17 protein-coding genes are annotated in these 18,314 nt (G+C 45.6%); 13 read left to right on the top strand and 4 right to left on the bottom strand.

Annotation, left to right across the window (positions count from 1 at the left end; genetic code table 11):
- The first annotated feature begins 184 nt into the window (after positions 1-184).
- From AACU28_RS08045 to AACU28_RS08055, 3 genes are all read left to right on the top strand, one after another.
- Positions 185-1,975, top strand: a complete 1,791-nt coding sequence (locus AACU28_RS08045; RefSeq protein ID WP_121602729.1) for a sigma-54-dependent Fis family transcriptional regulator — start codon at positions 185-187, stop codon at positions 1,973-1,975.
- Positions 1,976-2,082: 107 nt separating this feature from the next.
- Positions 2,083-3,576: a cryptochrome/deoxyribodipyrimidine photo-lyase family protein gene (locus AACU28_RS08050; protein ID WP_121602730.1), complete on the top strand. Its 1,494-nt coding sequence runs from the start codon at positions 2,083-2,085 to the stop codon at positions 3,574-3,576.
- A gap of 380 nt (positions 3,577-3,956) precedes the next feature.
- Positions 3,957-6,071 (top strand): methyl-accepting chemotaxis protein, encoded by a 2,115-nt coding sequence (locus AACU28_RS08055; RefSeq protein ID WP_121602731.1) that lies wholly within the window; start codon positions 3,957-3,959, stop codon positions 6,069-6,071.
- Between the two features lie 100 nt (positions 6,072-6,171).
- Here the strand turns inward: AACU28_RS08055 and AACU28_RS08060 are convergent, their stop codons facing one another.
- Positions 6,172-7,023 (bottom strand): LysR family transcriptional regulator, encoded by an 852-nt coding sequence (locus AACU28_RS08060; RefSeq protein ID WP_121602732.1) that lies wholly within the window; start codon positions 7,021-7,023, stop codon positions 6,172-6,174.
- 117 nt (positions 7,024-7,140) lie between these two features.
- On the opposite strand from AACU28_RS08060, the gene AACU28_RS08065 reads away from it, so the two are divergent.
- Positions 7,141-7,788, top strand: coding sequence for a glutathione S-transferase family protein (locus tag AACU28_RS08065; RefSeq protein ID WP_102448162.1), 648 nt, complete (start codon positions 7,141-7,143; stop codon positions 7,786-7,788).
- A gap of 143 nt (positions 7,789-7,931) precedes the next feature.
- Positions 7,932-9,374, top strand: coding sequence for an N-acylglucosamine 2-epimerase (locus AACU28_RS08070; RefSeq protein WP_121602733.1), 1,443 nt, complete (start codon positions 7,932-7,934; stop codon positions 9,372-9,374).
- A 227-nt stretch (positions 9,375-9,601) separates the two neighbouring features.
- Here AACU28_RS08070 and AACU28_RS08075 read toward each other — a convergent pair whose 3' ends face one another.
- Together AACU28_RS08075 and AACU28_RS08080 are read right to left on the bottom strand one after the other, a co-directional pair.
- Complete coding sequence (locus AACU28_RS08075; protein ID WP_026012354.1) at positions 9,602-10,009, bottom strand: hypothetical protein; 408 nt, start codon at positions 10,007-10,009, stop codon at positions 9,602-9,604.
- A 193-nt stretch (positions 10,010-10,202) separates the two neighbouring features.
- Positions 10,203-11,534, bottom strand: coding sequence for a ferredoxin reductase family protein (locus AACU28_RS08080; RefSeq protein ID WP_121602734.1), 1,332 nt, complete (start codon positions 11,532-11,534; stop codon positions 10,203-10,205).
- A 233-nt stretch (positions 11,535-11,767) separates the two neighbouring features.
- Here AACU28_RS08080 and AACU28_RS08085 point away from each other — a divergent pair, with 233 nt between their 5' ends.
- The 5 genes from AACU28_RS08085 to AACU28_RS08105 all read left to right on the top strand — a co-directional run bounded on the left by AACU28_RS08085 (position 11,768) and on the right by AACU28_RS08105 (position 14,383).
- Positions 11,768-12,469 carry a flavin reductase family protein gene (locus AACU28_RS08085; RefSeq protein ID WP_121602791.1) on the top strand — a complete coding sequence of 234 codons (702 nt, stop codon included), beginning with the start codon at positions 11,768-11,770 and terminating at the stop codon, positions 12,467-12,469.
- Between the two features lie 85 nt (positions 12,470-12,554).
- Positions 12,555-13,346 carry a CLCA_X family protein gene (locus AACU28_RS08090; RefSeq protein WP_121602735.1) on the top strand — a complete coding sequence of 264 codons (792 nt, stop codon included), beginning with the start codon at positions 12,555-12,557 and terminating at the stop codon, positions 13,344-13,346.
- Between the two features lie 168 nt (positions 13,347-13,514).
- Positions 13,515-13,772, top strand: coding sequence for a type II toxin-antitoxin system Phd/YefM family antitoxin (locus AACU28_RS08095; RefSeq protein WP_017061616.1), 258 nt, complete (start codon positions 13,515-13,517; stop codon positions 13,770-13,772).
- A complete protein-coding gene (locus AACU28_RS08100; RefSeq protein ID WP_121602736.1) occupies positions 13,762-14,028 on the top strand; it encodes a Txe/YoeB family addiction module toxin in 267 nt (88 codons plus the stop codon). Before AACU28_RS08095 ends, AACU28_RS08100 begins: the two co-directional genes overlap by 11 nt.
- 31 nt (positions 14,029-14,059) lie before the next feature.
- Positions 14,060-14,383: a DUF4144 domain-containing protein gene (locus AACU28_RS08105; RefSeq protein ID WP_121602737.1), complete on the top strand. Its 324-nt coding sequence runs from the start codon at positions 14,060-14,062 to the stop codon at positions 14,381-14,383.
- A gap of 114 nt (positions 14,384-14,497) precedes the next feature.
- On the opposite strand, the gene AACU28_RS08110 is transcribed toward AACU28_RS08105, so the two are convergent.
- Complete coding sequence (locus tag AACU28_RS08110) at positions 14,498-15,826, bottom strand: anaerobic C4-dicarboxylate transporter (RefSeq protein ID WP_121602738.1); 1,329 nt, start codon at positions 15,824-15,826, stop codon at positions 14,498-14,500.
- 411 nt (positions 15,827-16,237) lie between these two features.
- Here AACU28_RS08110 and AACU28_RS08115 point away from each other — a divergent pair, with 411 nt between their 5' ends.
- The 3 genes from AACU28_RS08115 (at position 16,238) to AACU28_RS08125 (ending at position 18,266) form a co-directional block, all read left to right on the top strand.
- Positions 16,238-16,897 carry an HAD family hydrolase gene (locus tag AACU28_RS08115; protein ID WP_121602739.1) on the top strand — a complete coding sequence of 220 codons (660 nt, stop codon included), beginning with the start codon at positions 16,238-16,240 and terminating at the stop codon, positions 16,895-16,897.
- A 185-nt stretch (positions 16,898-17,082) separates the two neighbouring features.
- Positions 17,083-17,709, top strand: a complete 627-nt coding sequence (locus AACU28_RS08120) for an HD domain-containing protein (RefSeq protein ID WP_121602740.1) — start codon at positions 17,083-17,085, stop codon at positions 17,707-17,709.
- Positions 17,710-17,750: 41 nt separating this feature from the next.
- Complete coding sequence (locus AACU28_RS08125) at positions 17,751-18,266, top strand: GNAT family N-acetyltransferase (RefSeq protein WP_121602741.1); 516 nt, start codon at positions 17,751-17,753, stop codon at positions 18,264-18,266.
- Positions 18,267-18,314 lie beyond the last annotated feature (48 nt).

Here is an 18,314-nt window from a genome sequence, read left to right on the forward strand (position 1 = left end):
CACAACAGTAACAACGCAAATCACACGCCAGAACTTCAAAACTTGTTGTTAATAAATTGTAAAACTATGATTACCAAACGTTTACAACCCAAAGTGAGTTGGCATTGAACGGACGTATGGAAACCACTCCAGTGTTCAACTGTTCCAAATTGGTACACCCTCACTGTTACGACATGGAACAGTCATGCACCTTCAACAAGCAAACACCTCAGATTGGCTTTCGTCTTCTTGGCACCGCAGCACAGAAGCGGGTCTAAAACAGAGACGACTTCCCGAAGACATTCGCCTGCCTCAATCGATTCTTAAGCAGCGACGTCATCAATCGGCTGACTTGATCCACATCGTCGAACGCAATGCGCTGCCTTTGTTTAATCAGATGTTTGCTCGTACCGACAGTCGTTTGATTCTGACTGATATTGAAGGGGTGATTCTGGCGAGTTGGGGACAGGAGCGGTTTAAGGAGAAGCTGACATCAATTGCACTCAGCTCTGGAGCCTGTTGGCAGGAGCAACTGAAAGGCACCAACGCGATTGGCACCGCCATTGTTGAAGCCAAGCCAGTATCCATCATTGGCGAACAACACTTCATCCACCAGCATCGATTTATCAGCTGTTCAGCAAGCCCGGTGTTTGATCATCAAGGGCAAATGGTTGGCATATTGGACATCACCAGTGAGCAGCAACAACACGACAGTTCCGTCCAATTGCTGGTTCAAAATATGGTTCAACTCGTTGAGAATCAGCTACTGAGTCACATCCCACAAGGCACCACTCGAATCGATCTCGCGTGCGAGAAATCTTTATTACACAGTGGTTGGCAAGGGATAGTTATAGCCAATGAGGCTGGTGAGGTAGTGGCGCACAATCAAGTCGCATCTCAACTGCTGGATCAAACCTCGATCGTCGGCGAATGCATAGATACCCTCTTCAACCGAACCTCATTAGACACGCCCTTTGTGTTTGAGAAACAACACCTCAAACAAACAACCACCAAACGCACGCGCTCCATTTCAGCATCGTGTGATCTGCACCATGGCGAACAAAAGATAGAACACGCTTGGCAGCAAGCTAATAAGGTTATCGATAAAGGGATCAGCCTATTAATCTTAGGAGAAACGGGCGTTGGAAAAGGCGAATTTGTTAAAGCATTACACAAGCAAAGCCAGCGGAAATCGTCGCCTTTAGTGGCGGTAAACTGTGGGGCGCTGCCGAAAGATCTTATCGAATCTGAGCTGTTTGGTTACGCGCCGGGCGCTTTTACTGGCGCAAGCCACAAAGGTTTTCAAGGTAAGATCCGCCAAGCAGACAAAGGCATTCTATTTTTGGATGAAATAGCCGATATGCCGTTAGAGGCTCAGTGTCGATTGCTGCATGTTCTGCAAGACAAATCCGTGGTGCCCGTGGGTTCAAATCAGAGCTACCAAGTCGATTGTCAGATCATCGCCGCCACTCATAAAAACCTAGAACAGTTAGTCGCAACTGGAGAATTTAGACAAGATTTGTATTACCGCTTAAACGGCTTAGCCTTCACCTTGCCGAGTTTACAACACCGACAAGACAAACACGCCTTAATCGAGCACATTCATCGTAAATACGCCGAAGACGAACAAACAATCTGCCCTCACTTGATGAGCTTACTGTGCGCCTATTCTTGGCCGGGCAATATTCGCGAATTAGATAATCTACTCAAGGTCGCGGCTTTACTGGCGAGTGATGAACCACAGCTCACCTTAGAACATGTGCCAAGCCACCTTGCTCAACATCTCACGTCATTAGCACACGATAATCAGCATCAGCTAATGACTCCTAATGCCATCAAAGGTACAGCGAGTAACGATTTAAGAAGTACCGTTGAAGAAACCTTGCTGCAAACCTATCAAGCCAACCAAGGCAACATCAGCAAGACTTCACGAATACTGGGCATTAGCCGTAATACCATTTATCGAAAACTGAAAAGCTTGGGGATTCTTCAGTAAAGCCACAAGCGTTCTTGGCTAGCCCTTTCGTTATCAATAATTAAATTCACTTCCAGTGAGACATTTTGCCCTCTAACTCGTAGTGCTTCAAACGAACGAGGGCTCAGATGCAAACAATCAACATAGTGTGGCTAAAGCGCGATTTAAGACTCACCGACCACGCACCTTTACGACACGCTTTATCAGATAAACACCCAACGATATTGCTCTACATTTTCGAACCTATGCTGCTAAACAATGCCCATTATTCTGAGCGACATTGGCGATTTGTTTGGCAATCACTGCAATGCATAAACCAGTCGTTGAAAGAGTATGGACATGAGGTTTCAATACTTTATGGCAGTGCTATGGACTGCTTCGAAGCGATCCAATCTCGTTATCACATCCAAAATGTATTCTCCCACCAAGAGATAGGCTTAAATTGCACCTTTGAGCGTGACATACAACTTTCTACTTGGCTTAGAGATCACAACATCCATTGGCAAGAGTTCGCACAGGGCGCTGTGGTTAGAGGGTCGAAAGATCGAATCGGTTGGGACAAGCACTGGAACAGTGTGATGCGTGCTCCCATAGCCGAAAGCAAGTTGACCACAGAATCACTGCACACCCTTGATGCTGAAGAGCTTGAATTGGCAGGCGAGCCTCCGGAAGCATGGTTAACCAAAAGTAACGGCATACAAACGGGCGGCAGCGCACTGGCATGGGCAACTCTGCACGACTTCTTTGAGCGCAGAGGTCGCGATTACTACCGCAGTATCTCAAGCCCAGAAGCCTCACGACACGCTTGCACTCGCCTGTCCCCGTATTTGGCTTGGGGTAACATATCTCTGCGCGAAGTGTATCAACACCTATTGGGGCGCTGGCAAGTCGCAGGATTTCGTCGCAGCTTGATTGCTCTCTCTTCAAGGCTTCACTGGCACTGTCATTTCATGCAGAAGTTTGAATCGGAATGCGAGATGGAGTTTCGCTGCATCAACCACGCCTACGAGACGCTATTGCAGAATGAAACGGTAAAAGATCCAGCACGTTTACAGGCATGGAAGATGGGGTTAACGGGCGTGCCATTGGTCGATGCCTGTATGCGCTGCCTGCATCACACGGGTTATATTAATTTCCGTATGCGCTCTATGTTGGTGAGCTTTCTCACTCATCATATGAACATGGACTGGCGTGATGGTGTCACTCACTTAGCACAGCTGTTCCTCGATTTTGAACCCGGTATTCATTACCCACAGTTTCAAATGCAAGCAGGGGTAACAGGAATCAACACCATCCGAATTTACAATCCGACCAAGCAAGCCCAAGAGCATGACTCTGATGGAGACTTCATCCGTAAATGGGTACCAGAACTTTCAGACATACCCACCCCACTTCTGTTTGAGCCTTGGAAGATGACGCCTATGGAAATGATAATGCATGAGCTCAAACCAGATTCCCCTTACCTTAATCCGGTCGTCGATCTCGACACTAGTGCCAAAGAAGCGCGGGGGCGTTTATGGTCGTGGAGAAAGCTGACGGAAGTGAAACAAGAACGAAGTCGTATTTTGGCTCGCCATGTCAGGCCGTCAAAGAAGCAAAGTAAATCGACACGGGCGAGCTAATACAACGTGTCCCCCCTCTTCAAATCACTTATAAAAAGAGTGGTAATTCATTAGGTTTAATAAAATTAATTGTGACCGTTGTCATATAATGAGTAATCGACACACGGTCACAAACTAGAAAAGCTGAATCGCAGCCTTAGGAAAACATCAAGCTGTCCTAATTATCACGAAAACTAATAAATACAGAAGGTTAGCGATTGCTAAATGTTAATTTTCATCTTCCTCTAAACGTTGCGACCAAAGCCAAAACTACACGTTATGCAATCCTATTTATAATTTGGATCTCCCTATTCTTTTTGTGTTCATTATTTTGAATTTTCCATTCACTTATCTTGTTTAAAATCTCGGGGAAATTACCAATATTTGGCTATAGGGATCATATGTTTAACAGTATACGTACGCGAATTGCGGTGAGTGCAGGTGGAGCAATGGCTTTCACTCTGTTGATCGCAATGGGCATGACCACCAGCGCCTTTACCGATGTGAACGAACAAGTCACTGAAAAAGTAAAGACGCAGCTGACAGACGCCACAACGACAGATTTGCAAAACACAGCCATTCAACAAGGTTTGAACATTGCTAACCAACTTGATCCTGTACTAGCAAACCTTAAGCAAGCACGATCCATTATCGAATTAAGTTCAGAAACCAACGCAAGCGCAGACCTTATCGTTAAACAGTTTACTGCCGCCTTGGAAGCACAAAACAAAGCTGTATTTGCTGGCTACATGGTGTGGGAGCACAAGACTTGGCCACAACAAACCGATCTGAATAACGAGATCAGCTTGGACACCGAATTAGGCTTTAACAGTCAGGGCTACCTTGCGCCTTTCTTCTCTCCAAATGATCAGAACAGCTTTGATGCCGTCGCAATGGAGAGCTTCAGCAATACCGAACTCAACAGCAATGGTGAGCGCAAAGATGACTGGCACTTAATGCCATACCAAACCGGTAAGACATTTGTGATGGAACCCTATTTCTATCCAGTTCGCGGTAAGCAAGAGCTCATCACCACCATCAGCCAACCAATCAAACAAGATGGAAAAATCATTGGCTCAATTGGTTTTGATTTGTCTTTGTTTGAGCTTCAAAGCCAAAGCGAATTGCTTGCACGTAACTTGTTTGATGGCGAAGGAAAAATCCTTATTACATCATGGAAAGGCATAACTCTCGCCAACAGCCGAGCTGGAAACATGGTGGGTAAAAGAGTCTCTTCTGAATTGGAATCCGAATGGTCGACAATTCAATCTATCGCTAAGCGAGAAGGTGCAGGGCTTGTTAATTTCGGCGGCGATGAGTACGCAATAACAGCCATTGATACGAGTGATGCGCCATGGGTAGTCATGGTGTCGGTTCCCAGTAGTCACCTTACAAAAAGCGTCGACGGTTACACGCAATGGAGTGATGCACAGAATTCAAAAGCACTTGAAAAAGGTGTGTGGGCGGGGATCATCGCAGCTATTCTAGGTATTGTCTCAATGGCATTCATTGCCAATTCTCTGGGCAAGGTGCTGAACAATTTAGTGGAGCGCTTTAAAGATGCAGCACAAGGCGAAGGTGACTTAACTTACCGCATTGAAGTGAAAGGAAAAGATGAAACTGCTCAGCTTGCACACTGGTTCAATACCTTCCTATCTCGCATGCAAGAGATGCTACTTACCGTGATGGTAACGGCCGACCAAGTGGATAAAAACGCAACAGAAGGCCAAGCTCGTGCTGAAGTTTCACGTGACCAGTTGAACTCTCAGGTTAACGAGGTGAACTCACTTGCAACCGCGATCAATGAAATGAGTGCAACTGCGCAAGAAGTGGCAAGTTCAGCGGTTCAAGCAGCAGCGGCAGCAAGCCAAGTGCAAAGCAACAGTCTCAATGGCATGACACGCATGGACAATGCCGCCAGCGCTGTAGACAGCTTGGCTGTGCAGGTTAACGATGCGCAGCAACAAACACAGAACCTAGTCGATTCGAGCACCGCTATTCAAGGTATCTTGAGCGAGATTGGTGGTATTGCAGAACAAACAAACCTACTAGCGCTTAACGCTGCGATTGAGGCTGCACGTGCGGGTGAAGCAGGACGAGGCTTTGCTGTCGTGGCAGATGAAGTACGTAACCTCGCAAATCGCACTCAAGGCTCGACAGAAGAGATTCGCTCGATGCTGGCTCGCCTAGAGCAAGAGACTCAATCTATCGTGATATTGATGGAGCAAAGCCAGAAGCAAGCGAACGATACCAAAGGCGAAACTCAAGCTGCACACCTCGCCTTGTCTGAAATCAACCAAGCAATTGAAGTGATTAACGACATGAACAATCAAATTGCTTCGGCTGCCGAAGAACAAAGCTCAGTGTCAGAAGAGATTAACCGCAATGTAGTGATCATCAATGACACCGCAGTGGAAGTGATGGACACCATGACATCATCAGTAGCAATCAGTAATGAGCTGACCGTAAAAGCTGGAGATTTACACGGAGAATTGAGTAAGTTTAAGCTCTCTTAACTCACGTTCAGTCTTCCATAAAAATAAGGCCGAGAAACGCAGTGTTTTCGGCCTATCTATTTTAGTTCCGCACTCAACGTTACCATCTCCGAGCAAAAATCTAATTGGAATCCAACTCGACGAGTTGATTGAGCACCTCTTTATCCAATACTGGGTGGTGCTTGCTCGCTAGGATCAACACAATATCGACCGAAGGCAGTGGCGGCATATCTTCAAGTATTTTCAAATCCGGAGTCACGCTGAGCTTACCCATCGCACCAATGGCTAATCCGGCTTTAACGATTGATCGCTGCGCCGAAGCGGTATTACTGCACGCCAATAACTGATAAGGCGTGCCCTGCTTGGTTAAGCCATTAACTGCCGCTGCGTGGTACTTACAATCGGTCTGAAACAAGGCTAATGGGACTGGTTTAGACTCATCAAACACATAATCAGAGCTGCTAATCCAAACACCCACATCATGTGTAAGCCAATAACCCTCTTCGCTGTCGGGCGCTCGGGTGACAATCGCCGCATCGAGTCTGCCATCATCCAACCACTCTCTGAGCGTAATGCTTGGCAGGCTAAATACTTGAATAGAACAGGTGGGTTCTGCTTTCTGCAATAGGCGAATCACTTTTGGCAGAATAGTGTCGTTGTAGTCTTCAGGGCAGCCGAGTCGCAGAGGTTGTTTGTCTTCGTAACGCTTTACTTGCTTGAGGGCTGTATTGTGGAGCGCGACCAACTGTTCGGCATGAGAACGCAGCGCTAAGCCTGCTTCAGTGAGTATTAAGTTACGCCCTTCTTTTTGGAAAAGAGTGACGTTGAGTTCTTCTTCCAACTTACGCATCTGAGCACTGAATGCCGATTGGGTGCGATTTATCTGTTTCGCTGCACGTGTGAAACTACTGGTTTCCACAAACGCGAGAAAACCTCGCAAAGCATCAATATCCATATTGAAATCACCACCTATCGTTTTTATTAATGTATTGCATCAAAATTATCCGTTAGTACGCCGCAATACAATCCCCTAAGCTCAAATGCATGCCCCTAGGCTCAGTACATACCCACTAAACGCAAGGAAGCAACGATGCAGCTTTATATTGGAAACCAGAACTACTCAACTTGGTCACTGCGCGCATGGCTAATATTCGACAACTACAACCTGAATGCGGAAGTCATCAAGCTCAAGCTATTCACCTCCGATTTTTACGACACTCTGGCGAAAGTGACGCCAACGGCCAAGGTTCCAACCCTAGTTGACGGTGACGTTGCTGTGTGGGATTCATTGGCCATTCTCGAATACGTTAACGACGCTCACTTGAACGACGTAGCATGGCCCAGTTCAGTGAAAGAACGCGCCCATGCCCGAGCAATTTCCGCCGAGATGCACTCTGGATTTTTTGCCGTCAGAAATGAAATGCCGATGAACTGCCGCGCACAACGAAAGCTAAAACTCAGTGAAGGCGCCTTGAAAGACATCGCTCGTATCGATGCAATATGGTCAGCACAAATGGAACAATACCCTGAAGGATGGTTGTTTGGTGAATGGTCGATTGCCGATGCGATGTTTGCACCTGTGGCTTTACGTGTAGAAACCTATGGCATCCAGCTTTCAAAGAAAGCCTCGCAGTATCAACAACGTGTGCTTAACAGCCCATCAATACAAAAATGGCTGGCAGAGGCAAGCTTAGAAACCGATGTGGTTGAAGAAGATGAGGCGGGGAAGCCTGTATAAAATACAAAACACCCTTTCAAGGCTCACTAGTCTGTGAGCCTTTATTTAAACCACAATAATTTGATCGATTGTGATCGCCTAATCACAATGTGCAGATGTGATTGTTTATATTCAACGAAACTCAAATCATTAAGATAAACATCATGTTACGAGCAACTATCGCATTACTCAGCGTGGCCAGTTTCGCTGTATCTGCCAATGTCACCCTTCCCTCTGGAGAAGACTGGATCAATCATGCCTCTGAAGGGCTGGCACCTTACTGGCTAATGCCTAGTGCTCAGGGAGAACCGATAGGCAACTTCCCGACGTTTCGTTGTGATGACGGTACCTTGCTCGATGTTTCTGATGTGTGTCCTGAATTAGACAGAGGCTGGATCACTCCCCACTTCGGCAAAGAGTTCACGCGCATGAAATCACGCCAAACTTATGCCTATGGCGTGCTCTACCATCTTACCGGAGACAAGCAGGCTTTAGCGCTTGCCAAACAAGGCGCCTACTACATCATTGATAAACTAGAAGATAAGAAAAATGGTGGCTTTATTGGCTACACAAAAGAGGGCAAAGCAGGTCATAATTGGCAGCAGCGTACCTCTCAAGATCAAGCGTACGCGCTGGTTGGACTCGCAATGTACTACTACCTGACCCAAGACAAAAAGGTAGAACAAGCACTCATCGCCCAACAAGCTTTTATCTTTGATAAATATCGACTTGGCGACAACAGTGGTCTTGCTTGGGTACTTGCTGACGGTGAAGATGGCAGTGCAAAACGACGCGAACTGGTCGCGCAACTTGATCAAATAAACGGCTACCTGTTATTAGTCGCTCCTCTGCTCAAAGAGCCCATCAAATCAAAATGGCTTGATGACTTAAACTGGCTCACGCAAGCCATGATTGACCAATACCATTCTGAAGATGAACAACGCTTCTACGGGGCTATTCACGATAAAGCTGCGATGATGCCGAATGCCAATCACAACGATTTTGGGCACACCATCAAAGCATATTGGATGACCTATCTAACCGGTCATGCATTAGATAATTCCGATTGGTCGGAGTTTGGTTTAGACGGCATGAAACACACTCTGGATCAGGCGCAATATCAGAAAGACTTTGCCAATGTATCTAACTACTTTGGTGAGCGACTTCAGAAAATGTGGCAAGGGCAAGATATCACGGGCTGGCAAAGCAGACCACACAGTCAGTGGGCGTCATCATGGGAGTGGGCTGAGCTTGATCAAGCGGCCATGACGGTTTCGCTGGTCGATGGTTCAATGAAAGACGTCCTGCAATACACCCTACCGACCTTTCATGATGTATGGGTCGACCACAAATACGGTGGTGTTGGGCTTGATCCTAAGCGTACTAAAGCTTTCCATTGGGGCAATGGCTATCACCAATTTGAACATGCGCTGATTGGCTATTTATATGCTCAGCAAGTTGACGCTAAACTGGCTGTATTGCACTACGCAAGACCGATCAACAGCAATATGCCAATGGAACCGTATTACTATCAAGGAGACGTAGTTAAGTTGGAGAAACTTGGAGATGGAACGCAGAAGGTCAGCTTCAATAACATTCGACCTTAATATCTGATATTCGCTCATCGATACTTTTAGCTGTGGTTTACGGTTAAGACGGAAAAGGTGAGTGACTAGCTGTTCGCAAAGCCTGAGAAGAAAAGATGCTTTTCAGGCTTTTGAAATACAGTGGAACAATATTTATTGGTAGGGTTTGAAATGACTTTATAAACAAACTTTCACGAGCAAGTAAATCTTATCGGGCCTCAGTGAAACAGCATAAGACATCGAAAAAATCACTTCTTATTATTCTGCTCAACCAGCTTTTCATTCCACGCTTCGTTGCCGTCTCGCTTACTGACATCATACTCAGAACAGAACTGCGATATGGTCATGTTGTTATCGCCCGTCGCTAACTTTAATGCCAACTGAACTTGTTGAAGCTTGCTTTGAAGGCGAAGGTTTTGGCCTGCCTTTGGGCTTTTTTCTTTGGCGAACTTTAAAGCGGCGTGTTTACGCTCGGCAGCGCCAGCTCGGCGATCCGCTTCTGATAATAGATATTTTAGCTGCGCGACACTCTTGCCCTTCTTAAAGGCAGGCTCAAGCAACTCAACGCATTCATCAAATGATGGATTTATAACATATGGATCAATTCTATGCGCTTGTTGACGCATCCACTCTAGCGCGAGCTTTTCATCTGACATTTTGCAATCTTTACCAATAAAACAGCCGTACATGGTATCGCTCAATAGCAAACCGCTGCAATAAAAAATTGAGTAACTTTTGCCTTTTTAATTAGAGCTTGTCGTTAAGTATCAATAACACCAAATCCAACCGCTGCCTTAACCTCGCAACGAAGAGCCAAACTTGACGCTATTGATACCTCATTAGGCCTTTTTAACGCATCACAAACAGCTCTTCGTGATAATTTTGGTCAACATTGAACTTGTACGTATCGAGTTCTTTTTTAAGCGAGGTTGAGAACAACTCTGGCCCACAAAAATACAACTCATAAACATTTAGATCACCACATTGACTCGCGATTCTCTCTGCGTTTAATCGCGGAGAGTGCAAGGTATCTATTACGTTCAGCTTCACACCGACTTGATGCGCAAGGTGCCATAATTCATCGACTAAATGCTCATCGACACCGCGAGTACAGTAAAACAGTTCAATTCGAGGATGAGTTTTCTCTGTTTTGAGCGCTTCAAGCGTTGCAAAAAACGACGCTATTCCGACACCACCAGCAATCCAAATCTGTGGCTTGTTTAGGTCAAACTCAAGTCGACCATAAGGCCCTTCCACCGTAACCGCATCGCCCGCCTTTACTCGCTCAACTAACCCATTAGTAAAATCACCCAACTCTTTAATCAAGAAACGCAGTTCTGAATCTTCGCTACCTGAAACAATAGTAAACGGATGCGGGTCTTCATTACCAAAGCGTAAGTACGCAAACTGCCCTGCTTTGTGTCCTCGCCATGATGTACTTGTCTTTAACACTAACTCCATCACTTCAGCTTTGGGAAAGTAGCGAGTGGAAACGACAGAAGTAGAGTGACGATTACGACGCCCTACAAAACCCAACAAACTGTAGATCGCCGCAACAGACCCAACCAAAGCAAATCCCACTGTTAGGTAGTAAATTGGTTCGCCCCAATAGGCATGTTTGAGAAGTAATATTGAGTGAAAAGCGATCAATAGATACGCGACCGACATAAAACGATGTGACAATTTAAACGGTTTGTATTTCACAGCCGCCCACAACGACGCCACCAGTAAAACGAGTAATAGGTAAAAGCCCCACTCTCCAATGTTTTCAGCAAAGCCGTGGAGTCCATTGACCCATGCTTCCCAACCAGACAAAGTTCTTGCAGGGCCTGAACCATCATAACGAACAGGCTTAGCCAACACTTCAGACATCACTAGCCACTTGGGAATCTGGTACCACAACCAGTGTGTCACACCCATTGCAACGCCGCCTATACCTAGCCATTTGTGGACTCGATACGCTTTATCCATACCGTTGAGCCAATTCTCAACCATAGGCAAACGCATCGCCAAGATCATGGTGATGGACATTAACATCAGAGACAACATACCCGAGTACTGAATCATGGCAGAGCGCCATTCAAATATGTTGTTTGAAGCGAAGAGTTGCGGTTCCATCGCAAACCAAAAGGCTGACATTGTGGCAATCATTGCCCAGATGATATTGCGGACTGATTTCATTTTTTAACACTCATAAAGACGACATCATTACTTTAGCTCCTGTGATGTAAAGCGACGTCAACATACGTAAATCTATGCAAATGATCTCGCCCGTTGTGCAGTAGCAGAGATAAAAGAGACAGGCTGCCCACGACCAAACCAACCACTCTGCTGATCGATAGAGGATGCTTCTGCGTAAATATGAGTTGGTTGGTGAACAAGTCGTCGAAACAAAAGTGAGAAGAAGAGAAAATATGAAGGAAATGACCCTTTCAAGACAAGATATCCAAGCAATGGATCAACGTGAGCGCGCTCGTTTAATTAACTCCTTATCGGGGTTCAAAAGCGCCAACCTTATTGGCACCTGCGATAAACAAGGGCTAGAAAATCTTGCTGTGGTGAGTTCTGTGGTTCACCTAGGATCAAATCCCCCCTTGTTTGGCTTCATCGTCCGACCAGCAGAAAGTCGCCGTCATACATTAGAGAACATCCTGGAAACTAAACACTTCACCATCAACAGCATCGGTGCGGGCTTTGTTCAAAAAGCCCATCAAACTTCCGCTCGTTATCCTAAATCAATCTCAGAGTTTAACGCGGTCGGTCTCACGTCCTATTATGATGATGTGTTCCCTGCTCCGTTTGTCTTGGAGAGTCCTCTGAAAATAGGCTTGGCTTTCAAAGAACAAATCACAATTGAAAGTAACCAAACTCAAATGTTGATTGGTGAAGTTGTTACGGTTCACGCGCCAAAACGTGCTGTGATGCCGGACGGCTACCTAGATTTAGAAGCGTTAGATTTAGTCACTATTTCTGGGCTAGACAGCTATCATGTCACGCAGAGGTTACATCGTTTAAGCTATGCCAAACCAAATAAGTCGCTGTTTCCACTGACCCACGAAGGTAGCCCAACCTCATGGGAAGCTTTCGAACACAATCTAACTCATTTTGTTCGGTAATTTACTCACAAAGGTGCTAACTTTCCCAACTTAACCCTATGCACCACACAACAGCGCTAAACTACATATATTTCCAAGGACCCCTTTGAAGTTAACCCACTTTAAATACAAAACGCGCAAAGGCCCAGACTACCGACATGGCGATCAGGTGTCATTCATGGACATCAAACAGACCTTCGGTATGGGCAGCATTCGTGTGGGCGCTTGGGTAACGAAAGAAGAGAAGGAGCTCGCTGCAAATCTGATATTCGACTCGTTAGCAGACTTGGCTTACATCTTGGCTTTGCCACCAGAAGCGATTGGCCTTCGCGGCACATTAGGCTTAGCGTTCGGCAGTGGCGGCAGAAAAGGCGTACAAGCACACTACGCACCGAACCAACGAGAATTAGCCCTCGCCAAGAACGCTGGTGCTGGTGCACTCGCTCACGAGTTCTGGCATGCATTTGACCACTACATTGCCGAAAAGGCGTTTGAGATTGGCGACACCTCAGGCCCTCGAAAACACATCTTGTTCGCCAGTGACTGTTGGTTACACGATAGAAAGGTGCGACCTCATCCATTAAACGAAAGTTTGATGTCTGTGTTTGACGCCACATTGCTTAGCGACAATAACTTGGACAAACACGATTACGTGGCTCGCAGTGTTATTGCCGACAAAGCGATGTCTGCCCGCTACTTCTCACTACCCACAGAAATGATGGCGCGTGCCTTTGAGTCAGTGATTGAATCCTGTTCTGATATCGAAAACGCTTACCTAGTCGACGGCACAACCAAACCAGATATGTACCCTCTGTATCCAGACCTCACGCATCGCAAAGAGATTTATCAAGCGCTGCAAGGTTACTTCGCGCCGTTGGGCCGATCTTTAAGTAAATAGCATTTTGAGTCAGTAACACTCTGCAGATTTACAGTGAGTGACATGTACCATAAGTTGATCATGTGTAATCTCTGAGATAACATGTACAATAGTTAATTCATGAATGATTAACTATTCTGTGTATATTGAAAGATTAAACATATCCAAAAACAACAGGGTAAATAAGTGATGAATATTGTTTCTTTTACTGAGGCAAGAAATAGCCTTAAGTCTGTGCTCGATAGAGTGGTAGACGATTCTGATGTTACGGTAATAACCAGACGAGATTCAGAAGATGCCGTGGTAATGTCTCTTGATCATTTTAATTCAATGCAAGAAACCTTGTACCTAATGAGCTCGCCTAAAAACGCTGAAAGATTAGCTGAATCCATTGCTCAACTCGAAGCCGGAAATACAACCGTTCGAGAATTGAATAATGACGAATGATCGAAAGATTGTATTTACAGATAATACTTGGGAAGATTACCTATACTGGCAAACCCAAGACAAGAAAACGCTCAAGAAACTAAATAAGTTGATTGAAGCTGCCAAAAGAACGCCCTTTGAAGGGATTGGAAAGCCGGAGCCACTAGTCGGCAACCTGTCTGGATTTTGGTCAAGACGAATCGATGACAAGAATCGATTAGTGTATAAAGCAGATGACGATAACTTTTACATAATTGCTTGTCGTCACCACTATTAAAAGCAGTAAGCAGCACATAGAAAGGGCAGTAATGATCAGTTGGCCATCTTTGGTAAAACTCGACGGTGACGATGAGCTTATTTACGTCGCATCCGAACACGAATTTCGAGCAGAATGCTCAGACATGATCTTGGGCGAAGAGGATTACCTCATCGATTCAGAGGGCGACAGTTACTCGCTTCAATCGAGCTCAAATCAACTGTCTCTAGCGAAACGAACTGAACACTATTCGACTGAAAGCGTGACCAAACTGATTCGAAACCACGAGTTCCAGAAAGCTGAAGTGTGCCTGATGAAGATCCACTTCCTAACGATAGAAGAAGCGATTCAGTCTTTGGCTTTTGAGGCTCGCTAATACTGCTTAAGAGCTCGTATCAAAGCTAATTCCCAAGACAGATTAAACAAAAACAGCGCCAATTCAGGCGCTGTTTTTGTTTGTTGTCTAGCTATCTCAAAGAAAGCTAATTCATTAAGCGATAAAAATCTGTGCCAGTGCGTAGCCTAAGCAACATGCGCCTACTACACCGATTAAACCAACCGACATGAATGAGTGGTTGAAGTACCACTTACCAATCTTGGTGGTGCCAGAGACATCGAAGTTAACCGTTGCGATATCTGATGGGTAGTTAGGGATGAAGAAGTATCCGTAAACCGCTGGCATCAAACCGATAAGCAGTGCTGGGTCTAATCCTAAGCCGAGGCCAACCGGTAGCATCATACGTGCAGTAGCGGCTTGAGAATTCACCACAACTGATACGATGAATAGCGCTAGCGCAAACGTCCATGGGTAGTTAGTCACCATTTCTACGATGCCAGATTTGAACTGAGGCATTGCGTATTGGAAGTAAGTATCCGACATCCATGCGATACCAAAGATAGCAATCGCTGCCACCATACCCGATTTGAATACCACGCCGTTTGGCACATCACGTGGGTCAGTTTTAGTTGCCAGCAAGATGATACCGCCGAAACAGAGCATCATCATTTGGATGATCACCGACATCTTGATTGGCTTGTCGCCGTCTACGATGGTTCTGATCTCAGGCACCATCGCCACGATAACAATCACGACAATCGACAATAGGAAAATCAATACCGCATTACGAGCCGAAGTTGGCAGTACTTCATCCAAAGAGGTCGCAGTGGTGCTTTCAATGCGCTTTTTCCACTCTGGATCTTTTAGACGAGCTTGGTATTCAGGATCGTCGTTCAGTTCTTTACCACGTTTCAAGCTATACAGAGAAAGCAAAAGAGTGCCGAACAAGGTTGCAGGAACCGTCACCAACAGAATAGAAAGCAGAGTAATAGAGTGTTGGATATCAGAAAGTTGTGCGAGGTAATAAACCACAGCAGCAGAAATTGGAGATGCAGTAATCGCCAGTTGAGAGGCAACAGACGCAGCCGCCATTGGGCGCTCAGGACGAATACCATTCTTCAACGCAACATCGCCGATGATTGGCATAATTGAGTAAACCGCGTGGCCAGTACCCAATAAGAATGTCATCGAGTAAGTCACGAACGGTGCAATCAAGGTAACGCGTTTCGGGTTCTTTCTTAGCACCCTTTCCGCCACTTGAAGCATGTATTTCAAGCCACCAGCCGCTTCGAGGATCGAAGCACAGGTAACAACAGCGAGGATGATCAGCATTACGGTGACAGGTGGAGACGTTGGTGGCATCTTGAAGACAAACACCTCGATAACCAAGCCAATCCCAGAAACAACACCTAAGCCAATACCGCCATACCGAGACCCGATATAAAGTACGACTAATAAAAATAGAAACTCAAAATACAACATAAGCAACCTTGCTAAAAATGTGGACTAATTATATTTTGTCCTTTAGTTCAGCCTTTTACTTATTACTTGGTCACACTATGATTGCAGGCTTCCGCAAATTGTTTTTTATAAGATTATGGTCACGCTAACACGTCTGTAAGTTTATGAATTGTAATAGGAAGCTAGGCACTCAACCGAGATTTGTTATGTATGATAACCATTCTTGTGTCTGTTAGAACCGCATGACCTATCAAACATCAGACTCATAACTGAACGATATTATTCCAACGCAAGTTAATCAGGTTTCGCTTCATCTAGAAGCATATTACCGAGACAATTCGTCATATTCTTACTGAACACTGACTCGCCTATCTCCAGGCACTATGTCAAAATACTCGCCCTCACGACGACAACACATAAAGAACCACGGATATGAATTTTCAAGCTGCTATTTTTGATATGGATGGACTGCTGCTCGACACCGAGCGACTTTGTATGCAGGTTTTTGAAGAAGCATGTCACGCGCAAGGTGTTCCGTTTTTGCAGGATGTTTACCTAGGCATCATTGGCTGTAACGCAAAAACCATCGAACAGATTTTTAGAAATGGCTACGGTGAAGGGCTAGATTACCCAGCGCTGAACAACGAATGGCGCACACGCTACAGTGCGATTGTTAAGCACCAAGCTATCCCAGTAAAAGACGGCGTGATTGAGCTTCTTGAGTGGCTGAAATCAAACGACATTCCAATCGCGGTGGCGACCTCCACTCAGCTTGATATCGCGAAAAAGAAGCTTGAGCTGGCTGGCCTAGATTCTTACTTCACCTCACTAAGCACAGGCTGTGAAGTCACCAATGGTAAGCCTCACCCCGAGATCTACCTGCTAGCGGCAGAACGCCTAGGTGTTGCCCCTGAAGCCTGCCTAGCGTTTGAAGACTCAAACAACGGTATTCGCGCATCAATGGCAGCCAACATGATCAGCTTCCAGATCCCTGATTTAGTAGAACCATGTGACGAAGTAAAAGCGCTTGGACACACCATCAGCCCTTCTCTGCATCATGTGTTAGCGCAGCTTCAACAAGCCGCTGCATAAGCTCTGATTACCGTTGATAACGCTTTAATCAACACAGAATAACCTTTCTATTAAGCCGACTCACAGAGTCGGTTTTTTTGTGGGTATTCCTTTTATAAAAGATAAAAACTCGCGCTTGAAACTGTTAAAGTCAATGTGAAACGATGGAAATCGAGAAGCAATATTGATAATGGAGAAAGGGACGCGTGATAGAAAAATTTGAAAGCCAACTGCTTGATTTTGCAAAGCAAGAGATGACACAAGATGCAGCGCACGATATCAGCCATATTAAGCGCGTAGTCAAAACCGCCAAGGCTTTATGTACTCAAGAACAAGCTAAGCTTGAAGTCGTGGTGCCCGCCGCTTACCTTCATGATTGCTTCACCTTTCCAAAGAACCACCCAGACCGCGCTCAAAGCTCACAAATGGCAGCAGACAAGGCCATCTCTTTCCTCAAATCTATCGAATATCCTGCGTCCTACCTTGATGAGATCCATCACGCCATTGTCACTCACAGTTACAGTGCCAACATCACACCAGAAACCTTGGAAGCTCAAGTCGTCCAAGATGCGGATCGCCTAGACTCTCTCGGCGCAATTGGCATTGCACGTTGCCTGTATGTGGGTCAGAGTTTTAACGCCGAGCTCTATAACCACCAAGACCCATTCGCTGAACATCGTGACTTGGATGACAAGCATTACAGCGTCGACCATTTCTACGTGAAGCTGTTCAAGCTAGCTGAAACCATGAATACAGAATCCGCCAAGTTAGAAGCCAACAAGCGCACCGACTACATGCGTGGTTTTCTTGATCAGTTGGGCGCAGAAGTTTAACGGATTAAAAAAGAGACACGCGATTAGGGAGAGAGAAGGATATGGAAATAAACCGCTTTAAAGCATCCGACGCCGAAGAGATCGTCACTTGGTTTACATCCTTAGAAGACTACGTTCTATGGGGAGGGAGAACATTTGGTTGGCCGTTAGAAGCGGCTTCAATCATCGAACGTTCTCAAGAGCCACATGTCGAGTTATATACCTTCTCTGAAACTCATTCATTACCTGAACCGAACTCAGACACCAAAAGTAATGACTTACTTGGCTTTATGGAATTTCAGCGTATGTCAGACAATGAACTTCGCTTCTGCCGAGTCGCGATTCACCCAAGCCAACGTGGTAAAGGGCTTGGGCAATCGATGCTTGAAACGGCCTTAGAGGAGGCGAAACAAATACCAGATGTCACCACCATCACCTTAGCGGTATTTAAGCAAAACCACGGCGCAAAACGCTGCTACGACAAAGCCGGCTTTCAGGTGGTCGACAAAGAGCCGAGCGTAAAAGAGTTCAATGGCAAAACGTGGCCCCTGTATCAAATGGAATTAAAGCTCAGCTAATTTGTTTTAATTGTCAGACTGGTTTTAGTTAACAGACTTGTTTTAATT

Source organism: Vibrio sp. SBT000027, from assembly GCF_963894355.1.
In the GTDB taxonomy this organism is placed as follows: domain Bacteria; phylum Pseudomonadota; class Gammaproteobacteria; order Enterobacterales; family Vibrionaceae; genus Vibrio; species Vibrio splendidus.

Excerpts from the sequence above, each read along its gene's own strand:
- AACU28_RS08045 (WP_121602729.1), top strand. The coding sequence starts at position 185 with ATGCACCTTCAACAAGCAAACACCTCAGATTGGCTTTCGTCTTCTTGG.
- AACU28_RS08050 (WP_121602730.1), top strand. The coding sequence starts at position 2,083 with ATGCAAACAATCAACATAGTGTGGCTAAAGCGCGATTTAAGACTCACC.
- AACU28_RS08055 (WP_121602731.1), top strand. The coding sequence starts at position 3,957 with ATGTTTAACAGTATACGTACGCGAATTGCGGTGAGTGCAGGTGGAGCA.
- AACU28_RS08065 (WP_102448162.1), top strand. The coding sequence starts at position 7,141 with ATGCAGCTTTATATTGGAAACCAGAACTACTCAACTTGGTCACTGCGC.
- AACU28_RS08070 (WP_121602733.1), top strand. The coding sequence starts at position 7,932 with ATGTTACGAGCAACTATCGCATTACTCAGCGTGGCCAGTTTCGCTGTA.
- AACU28_RS08075 (WP_026012354.1), bottom strand. The coding sequence starts at position 10,009 with ATGTCAGATGAAAAGCTCGCGCTAGAGTGGATGCGTCAACAAGCGCAT.
- AACU28_RS08080 (WP_121602734.1), bottom strand. The coding sequence starts at position 11,534 with ATGAAATCAGTCCGCAATATCATCTGGGCAATGATTGCCACAATGTCA.
- AACU28_RS08085 (WP_121602791.1), top strand. The coding sequence starts at position 11,768 with ATGAAGGAAATGACCCTTTCAAGACAAGATATCCAAGCAATGGATCAA.
- AACU28_RS08095 (WP_017061616.1), top strand. The coding sequence starts at position 13,515 with ATGAATATTGTTTCTTTTACTGAGGCAAGAAATAGCCTTAAGTCTGTG.
- AACU28_RS08100 (WP_121602736.1), top strand. The coding sequence starts at position 13,762 with ATGACGAATGATCGAAAGATTGTATTTACAGATAATACTTGGGAAGAT.
- AACU28_RS08105 (WP_121602737.1), top strand. The coding sequence starts at position 14,060 with ATGATCAGTTGGCCATCTTTGGTAAAACTCGACGGTGACGATGAGCTT.
- AACU28_RS08110 (WP_121602738.1), bottom strand. The coding sequence starts at position 15,826 with ATGTTGTATTTTGAGTTTCTATTTTTATTAGTCGTACTTTATATCGGG.
- AACU28_RS08115 (WP_121602739.1), top strand. The coding sequence starts at position 16,238 with ATGAATTTTCAAGCTGCTATTTTTGATATGGATGGACTGCTGCTCGAC.
- AACU28_RS08125 (WP_121602741.1), top strand. The coding sequence starts at position 17,751 with ATGGAAATAAACCGCTTTAAAGCATCCGACGCCGAAGAGATCGTCACT.